The sequence below is a fragment of the Klebsiella sp. JN_Kp122 genome (assembly GCF_040062085.1).
Lineage (GTDB): Bacteria > Pseudomonadota > Gammaproteobacteria > Enterobacterales > Enterobacteriaceae > Klebsiella > Klebsiella aerogenes.
The window spans coordinates 1-7,880 of sequence record NZ_JBEAHW010000004.1; the positions used below are offsets into that span (position 1 = coordinate 1).

The window sequence follows — 7,880 nt, forward strand, 5'->3', positions numbered from 1 at the left end:
ACCACTGTTGGTTATTAACGGACATGGTAACCTCGATTTCAGGATGCAGAGGAGCGGCTCCGCTGCACAACAGCGGAGCATTATTGTTATTAAATTAAAGAGGTATGTTATTCGCGGATTAGCCGACCGGCCTGTTGTAGCGCTTTGTAGGCCTCATACCTGCGTTGATGTAGCGAGCTAAACGCCGTTTCGCTACGATAGGTTTTATCCACTCTGGTGAACCGCTTCATGGCGTCCGGTAGCGAGGCGGCGACGTTGCCCGCGACGGCGCCGAGGATGGCGGAACCCAGCAATACGGGTTCGCTACTGGCTGTGCTGACCACGGTCACGCCGCAGGCGTCGGCCAACAGCTGGCGTACCAGCGGGTGCTGACCCGCGCCGCCGCTGATAACGATATTTTCGTTCTCAATACCACAGGCGCGTTGGGCATCGAGGATCTGCCGCAGGCCGTAGCCAATTCCGCATAATCCGGCGACGTACAGCGCGGTCAGATTATCAAGATCACGCTCCATCCCCAGCCCGGCAATCAGCGCTTTCGCGTGGGGGTCGGCAAGCGGCGCGCGATTGCCGAGAAACTCCGGCACGACATGCAGTCCATCAGCCAGCTGCACCGCCTCCGACGGCGAGGCAACCTGCGCCAGCACGCGATCCGCCAGCCAGACCGGCAGCGGAACGGCGGCGGCTTTGGCCTGTTCACGCGCTTCTGCCGCTGCCGGATGGAAGCTCAGTAACTGGTCGATAGCCGCGCCGGCGGCGCTTTGTCCGCCTTCGTTCAGCCAGTAACCCGGTACCATCGCCGAATAGTAAGGCCCCCAGACGCCAGGAACGAACACCGCTTTCTCGGTGGTAGTCATGGTGCAGGAGGAGGTGCCGAAGACGTAGGCCATATTGTTCACCGCGCCGTTGAGTACGCCGACGGTGCCGATGCCGCCTGCATGGGCGTCGATCATCCCGACCGCCACCGGCGTACCGACAGGCAGGCCCATCTCCTCAGCCGCCGCCGCGGTTAACCCATCACCACAGGGCGTACCCGGATTGACAATGCGCTGGCCGATACGAGCGAAGTCTTCCTCCGCCAGCTCTGCGAGGCCAATTTGGCGAAAGTAGTCGGCATCCCAGCGTTTTTCATGGGCCAGATAGGTCCATTTACAGGTGACGGTACAGACGGAGCGGGCCAGATCGCCGGTCGCGCGCCAGGTGAGATAGTCGGCCAGGTCGAAGAAATGGCGCGCGGCGGCAAAAATCTGTGGACGGTTTTCTTTCAGCCACAGCAGCTTCGGCGTCTCCATCTCCGGGGAGATAGTCCCGCCGACGTACTGCAGCACCGGATGGCGGGTGGCATTGATGCGTTCCGCCTGTTCGGTGGCGCGGTGATCCATCCAGACGATGATATTGCGATCTGCCTCTTCGCTGGGGCCGACGGCCAGCGGCGCGTCATTCTCACCGATTACCACCAACGAGCAGGTAGCGTCGAAGCCGATACCGGCAACCGAGTGCGGAGAGACGGTGGCCTTTTCAACCGCGCGTTTAATGCAGTCGCAAACCGCCTGCCAGATTTCGCGGCTGGATTGTTCCACCACGCTGCCGGCGCTGCGGAAGAGGGTGATCTCCCGGGTGGCGTGGGCCAGTAGTTCGCCGCTGAGGTTAAATACCCCGGCGCGCACGCTGCCGGAGCCAACATCGACGCCGATAATGGTTTGAGTCTCGCCATTCATAAAATCGTCCTTTTAGTCACCGATACCGGGGGTTATAAATCAACGCTGTTAGGCAGAATAACCAGGTCGCGTACGGTGACGTTTTTCGAACGGGTGACCATAAACAGTACCGATTCGGCAACTTCGATAGGCTGCATCAGGCTACCGTTGGCCAGCGCTTCTTCCATTTTCTCTTTCGGCCAGTCATCGAGCAGGGCGGTGACCACCGGGCCAGGCAGTACCGCGCCGACGCGGACACCGTGTTGGGAAACCTGGCGGCGGGTGGTATGAACAAACGCCTGTACGGCGAATTTTGAGGCGGTATAGATAGGTTCCCAGATAACCGGTACCACGCCGGCGATGGAGCTGGTGAAAATAATATCGCCGGATTTTTGCGCGATCATATGCGGCAGCACGCTACGCACGCAGCGGAAGGCGGCATTAGTATTGAGGTGCAGCACGCGATCCCAGACGTCCGGGTCACCCTCGGCGACCGGGCCGCCGATATAAGCGCCGGCGTTGGCGTGGAAGATATCGAGACGTCCGGCAAGCTGCAGGATGCCGTCAATGATCTTATCCACCTGCTCGCCCTGCATCAGATCGACCTGTAAGGCAAAAGCGTTTTCGCCAAGCTCTGCCACAATCTTGTTGAGCTTTTCGCCTTCACGGTCGATCAGAACCACCTTCGCGCCCGCGCCAAGCAGGGTTTTCGCGCATTCAAGACCTATGCCGGAAGCGGCGCCGGTGACCGCGGCGACTTTGCCGCTAAGAGAAGTATTCATAGAGGATACGGAGTGGTTCATTTTATAATCCTTCATGTTGTCTGTTTTGCTCTTCAAGCTGGCCTCGACGAGCTTGAGGAGCGGTTACCTGCTACAACAATCTGGCCTGTCAGAGCAGGAGTAACTAAGTTAAGCTATTGAATATCAGCACCATTTATTTCAATTTGCTGATGTCTGAACGAGTATTGAGTGTATACGCTAGCGAGCGTCATGGTTGCTCAATCGATGAAGCTAATGTTGCGCCAGCTTCATCGATTGAGCAAGTGGGGAAATTAACAGCGAAATGAATTTGTGACGCAAGTTGGGAAAATGAAAAAAATCACTATCTACGATCTGGCGGAATTATCCGGCGTTTCGGCAAGCGCGGTGAGCGCGATCCTCAATGGCAACTGGAAAAAACGCCGTATCAGCGCCAAACTTGCGGAAAAAGTGACGCGGATTGCGCAAGAGCAGGGCTACGCGATTAATCGCCAGGCCAGCATGTTGCGCAGTAAAAAATCGCATGTCATCGGGATGATTGTCCCTAAATACGACAACCGCTATTTTGGTTCCGTGGCGGAAGGCTTTGAAGAGATGGCGCGTGAGCGCGGCCTGCTGCCGATTATTACCTGTACTCGCCGTCGTCCAGAGCTGGAAATCGAAGCGGTGAAGGCGATGCTCTCCTGGCAGGTAGACTGGGTGGTGGCGACCGGGGCGACTAATCCGGATAAAATTACCGAGCTATGTCAGCAGGCGGGGGTGCCGACGGTCAACCTTGACCTACCGGGCTCAACCGCACCGTCGGTGATCTCCGACAACTACGCGGGCGCCCGCGCGTTGACCGATAAAATTCTTGATAACAGTCTCAATCGCCACGGCAAACTGGCACCGCTGTTTTTTGTCGGCGGGCGCAGCAGCGACCACAACACCCTGGAGCGTTTGCGCGGATTTCGCGATGCTCATGAGGCGCGCGGCATGAGCGTGCCGGAAGAGAATATTCTTTCTCCGGGCTATTCAAAAGGCAAAGTGGAAGCCTGCATGCAGGCGCGTTTCAAAAGCGCCGATGAACATCTGCAGGGGTTCTTCGTTAACTCGACCATCTCGCTGGAAGGGGTGGTGAGATGGCTGGCGCAGTTGGGGCTGACCGGCGTCGAGCAGCCGCCGATGGGCTGTTTTGACTGGGACCCATTTGTTTATCTATTGGGTCACGATATTGACATGGTGCAGCAGAACGTCCCGGCGATGCTGGAAGCGGTATTCAATATCATCGACGCAGGTGAAGCCAGCCAGCAGCGGGTAGAGATCCCGCCGCTGCTGATTAGCAGCCGCGAGCATCTGGCGTGAAAAGCCTCTGGCGCTAGCGCGTCAGCAGCCAGCGGGCGGTATGTTCATCGGTCACCAGGCCGTTAATCCAGCCGCCTTTTAACGCCGCGAGGATCGCCGGGCGCTTGTTCTCGCCACAGGCGACGGCTATTCGCGGGCACTGGTTTTGGCGGATATCGTAGCTGGTGATCAGCCGATTAATTTCGCTGTCGACGACGCCGCCGTCGGCATCGATAAAGCGGCCGAGGATCTCGCCGATGCCGCCGCGCGCCGTCAGTTCATCCAGTTGGACTTTATTAATAAACCCGTCTTTGAAGATCGGGCTTTGGGTACCCAATGGGCCGATACCGACGAAAATAACGTCCGCCTGCTGCGCTGCGGCAGAAACATTGCTGAACAGTCGGCTGCCGCACCACATCTCATGTTCCTGACGGGTTTGCGCATAGCGCGGCGCGGGCCACTGATAGTAGTTGGCCTGAATTTTCCGCGCCAGCAGCAACGGCACATCATCGTAGTAGTTGCATTTCCCCTCATCGTTCATTGCGCTAATCAGCGCCACGCAGCGGCTGTTTGGGCTATCGAAATCAATGCGCTGGATGGTTTTTTTCAGCGTTAATCCAGAACCAATGCCGATTATTTTGGCGTTATCGCTCTGCAGGTAGCGGGCCATCAGCTGATAACAGCCGAAAGAAACGCTATCCAGCGTGCTCTCTTCGTTGTAGGTCGGCACGATATTGCACTCGATGAGTTGATACTTTTCCTGCAACAACTGCGCATAATCGAGGCAGTTCGCCACAGGATGATGCAAGCCAATCGACACAATACCTTCTTCCTTCGCCGCGGCGATCAGGCGCTGGACCACCGGCCTTGAGGTGCCAAGGTGGCTGGCGATTTCGCTCTGATTCTGACCGGCAATGTAGTACATCCATGCGGCGCGGACCTTCTGATCCAGCCTGATGTCGTCTTCTTTACTCACGGTGTCCTGCCTTAAATACGCGGGCGCAGTAGCGCAGATACCCGCATTTTGGCTGCGGTTTTCCAAACAGGCAAGCTTTTGCTCTGTTTTGGTCATTTGTAATTTGAATGGGTAATTGCTCTTTTGTGATCCGTAGCTCTTATTTGATTCAAATGATCATCTACAGTGAGCCGCATCACCTCAAGGAGAGCAGAACATGAATACGCAATTCACATGGCTTCACATCGGTCTCGGTTCTTTTCATCGCGCCCATCAGGCGTGGTACCTGCATCGACTGCGGGTTTCCGGCGATTCGCGCTGGCATATCGCGGCGGGAAATATTCGTAACGACGCCGAGCACGTGGTGCAGGCGCTGGCGGAGCAGAGAGGACGCTACGTCCTCGAGACGGTGAGCCCGGAAGGGGAGCGCGAATATGAAGAGATCGCCTCAATTCAAAAATTACTGCCGTGGCAGGCGGGACTGCAGCCGCTGATTGATGAAGGCGCGAACCCGCAGACTAAAGTCATTGCTTTCACGGTGACGGAAGGGGGTTATTACCTCAATACGCAGCATCGCCTGGAAACCAGCAACGCCGATCTGCAGGCCGATTTGCAGGGAGATTGCAAAACCATTTATGGCACCATCACCCGGATTCTTGAAAAACGCATCGCCGACGATGCGGGTCCGCTGACGCTGCTCAACTGCGACAACGTGCGCCACAACGGCGAACGTTTCCATGATGGGCTGGTGGAGTTTCTGCAACTGACCGGTAAACAGCAGGTTATTGACTGGCTGGCGGCGAACGCGACCTGCCCAAACACCATGGTCGATCGTATTACGCCGCGCCCGGCCGCCGATCTGGCGCCACGTATCAAAGCGCAAACCGGCATCGATGATAAAGCGCCGGTGATGGGCGAAACCTTTATTCAATGGGTAGTGGAAGATAATTTCCGCGCTGAGCGCCCGGCGCTTGAGACGGTGGGCGTGGAGATGGTGGCGTCGGTTATCCCCTATGAAGAGGCGAAGATTCGAATTCTTAACGCGTCACATAGCTGTATTGCCTGGGCGGGAACCCTGTTGGGCCAGCAATATATTCACGAGAGTACGCTTACCGATGCCATCTACGCCATTGCTGACCGTTACGTCAGCGAAGATGTGATCCCGTGTCTGGGTGATAACGGCATCGACCTGGCAACCTATCGCGACGTGGTACTCAAGCGTTTTACCAACCCCTATATCCAGGACACCAACCAGCGGGTGGCAGCCGATGGATTCTCAAAAATCCCGGCGATGATTGCCCCAACCCTGCAGGAGTGCTACCAGCGCGGCGTGCGCCCGCAGGCTACCGCTATGTTGCCGGCGCTGTTCTTTGTCTTTATGCAGCAGTGGCATAAAGGGGCTTTACCGTATCAGTACCAGGACGGAATTCTTGATGAATCGGCGGTACACGCCATGTTTAATTCGCCTGATCCGATCGCCCGGTACGCTGCTGATAAAGCCTTATTTGGCGAGCTGGCGGAATCGGCGGATTTTCAGGCGCTGCTGCGTGAGCAAATCGCCGCCGTCTACGCGTTGACCCAGCAGGAGGCGCTATGTATTTAGGTATCGATCTCGGCACTTCGGAAGTTAAAGCGCTGGTGCTGGATGAAAATAATACGGTCGTCGCTAGTCATAGCGCGCCGTTGACCATTCAACGACCGCATCCGCAGTGGTCCGAACAATCGCCGCAGGCGTGGTGGGAAGCGACGGAATATCTGATTGCCACTCTGCGCGAGAAGTGCGCGAGCCATTGGTCGGCAATTAAAGCCATCGGCCTTTCCGGACAGATGCACGGCGCCGTACTGCTGGATGCCAGCGGCGAAGTGATTCGCCCGGCGATTTTATGGAATGATACCCGCTGCGCGCAGGAGTGCGCCGAGCTTGAAGAGATGGCGCCGGAGCTGCATCAGGTGGCCGGTAATCTGGCAATGCCGGGGTTTACCGCGCCGAAACTGCTGTGGGTGCGGCGTCACGAACCGCAGCATTTCGCCCGTACCGCCTGCGTGCTGTTGCCGAAGGATTTTCTGCGCTACAAGATGACCGGCAAAAAAGTCTCCGATATGTCGGATGCCGCCGGGACGCTGTGGCTGGATGTTGCGCGGCGGGACTGGTCCGACGCGCTGCTGCAGAAGTGCGGCCTGACGCGGCAACAAATGCCGGAACTGGTGGAAGGATGCGACGTTTCCGCCACGCTGGCGGCAGACATTGCCGAACGCTGGGGGCTTAATCCTTCGGTGCTGGTGGCGGGGGGCGGCGGCGATAATGCGGTCAGCGCGATTGGCGTTGGCGCGGTGTCGCCGGGAGACGCTTTTATCTCGCTGGGTACCTCCGGCGTACTGTTTGTCGTCACCGATCGCTATCGTCCGGCGCCGCAGTCGGCGGTGCATGCTTTCTGTCATGTGCTGCCGAACCTGTGGCACCAGATGAGCGTGATGCTCAGCGCCGCCAGCTGTCTGCAGTGGTTCTGTCGTCTGACCGGCACCACCGAAGTGGCGCTGCTGGAGGAGGTCGCCCAGTTAAGCGAAGACGAAAAAGCCAATGCGCCATACTTCCTGCCTTATCTTTCCGGCGAGCGTACCCCGCATAACGATCCTCTGGCGCGCGGTATGTTCTGGGGAATGACCCATGCCAGCCTGCGCGCTCAACTGGGATATGCGGTGCTGGAGGGAGTGAGCTTCGGTATTGCTGACGGCCTGCGCGTGTTGCAGGAGAGCGGAACCCGTATCGACCAGTGCTCACTGGTTGGCGGCGGCGCCCGCAGTCCGTTCTGGGCGCAACTGCTGGCGGATATCCTGGCGATGCCGGTGGTGACGCATAAAGGCGGGGAAACCGGTGGCGCGCTCGGAGCGGCGCGTCTGGCCTGCCTGGCGGCGGGCAAACCGCTGGCCAGCGTTTGTCATAAGCCGGAAATCTGGCAAACCTGGCAGGCGGATCCGCAGCGTCATCAGGCGTTGATGCAGCGTTACGCCCATTTCCAGTCTCTGTACCTCAACGACCGACATTTTCGACAGCAATAAGACATATGACGCTCCGGCGAAACTGCCGGAGTGATTCTCCTGCACCCTACAACAACGAGGTCACCATGTCCGTTAATCACCAACAGTGGC

The 7,880-nt window shown here is 57.8% G+C and carries 6 protein-coding genes; 3 read left to right on the forward strand and 3 right to left on the reverse strand.

Translation table 11 applies throughout. The annotated features are described in order from the left end of the window. Positions 1-107 precede the first annotated feature (107 nt). Positions 108-1,715 (reverse strand): FGGY-family carbohydrate kinase, encoded by a 1,608-nt coding sequence (locus tag ABLU78_RS03265; protein ID WP_047057566.1) that lies wholly within the window; start codon positions 1,713-1,715, stop codon positions 108-110. Between the two features lie 32 nt (positions 1,716-1,747). Next, complete coding sequence (locus ABLU78_RS03270; RefSeq protein ID WP_015365771.1) at positions 1,748-2,497, reverse strand: SDR family oxidoreductase; 750 nt, start codon at positions 2,495-2,497, stop codon at positions 1,748-1,750. 288 nt (positions 2,498-2,785) lie between these two features. On the opposite strand from ABLU78_RS03270, the gene ABLU78_RS03275 reads away from it, so the two are divergent. Further along, on the forward strand, positions 2,786-3,799 hold the full coding sequence (locus ABLU78_RS03275; protein WP_020078320.1) for a substrate-binding domain-containing protein: 1,014 nt from the start codon (positions 2,786-2,788) through the stop codon (positions 3,797-3,799). Positions 3,800-3,812: 13 nt separating this feature from the next. On the opposite strand, the gene ABLU78_RS03280 is transcribed toward ABLU78_RS03275, so the two are convergent. Then, a complete protein-coding gene (locus tag ABLU78_RS03280; protein WP_015365774.1) occupies positions 3,813-4,754 on the reverse strand; it encodes a sugar-binding transcriptional regulator in 942 nt (313 codons plus the stop codon). Positions 4,755-4,950: 196 nt separating this feature from the next. Between ABLU78_RS03280 and dalD the strand changes: the two genes are divergently transcribed. Together dalD and xylB are read left to right on the forward strand one after the other, a co-directional pair. After that, complete coding sequence (dalD, locus tag ABLU78_RS03285) at positions 4,951-6,336, forward strand: D-arabinitol 4-dehydrogenase (RefSeq protein WP_048229059.1); 1,386 nt, start codon at positions 4,951-4,953, stop codon at positions 6,334-6,336. Then, positions 6,327-7,790 (forward strand): xylulokinase, encoded by a 1,464-nt coding sequence (gene xylB / locus ABLU78_RS03290; protein ID WP_047042086.1) that lies wholly within the window; start codon positions 6,327-6,329, stop codon positions 7,788-7,790. The genes dalD and xylB overlap by 10 nt, the downstream gene beginning before the upstream one ends. The last annotated feature ends 90 nt before the right edge of the window (positions 7,791-7,880 follow it).

Bases quoted from the DNA above. Each gene is read 5' to 3' on its own strand.
- dalD (WP_048229059.1), top strand. From the start codon at position 4,951: ATGAATACGCAATTCACATGGCTTCACATCGGTCTCGGTTCTTTTCAT.
- ABLU78_RS03265 (WP_047057566.1), bottom strand. From the start codon at position 1,715: ATGAATGGCGAGACTCAAACCATTATCGGCGTCGATGTTGGCTCCGGC.
- xylB (WP_047042086.1), top strand. From the start codon at position 6,327: ATGTATTTAGGTATCGATCTCGGCACTTCGGAAGTTAAAGCGCTGGTG.
- ABLU78_RS03270 (WP_015365771.1), bottom strand. From the start codon at position 2,497: ATGAACCACTCCGTATCCTCTATGAATACTTCTCTTAGCGGCAAAGTC.
- ABLU78_RS03275 (WP_020078320.1), top strand. From the start codon at position 2,786: ATGAAAAAAATCACTATCTACGATCTGGCGGAATTATCCGGCGTTTCG.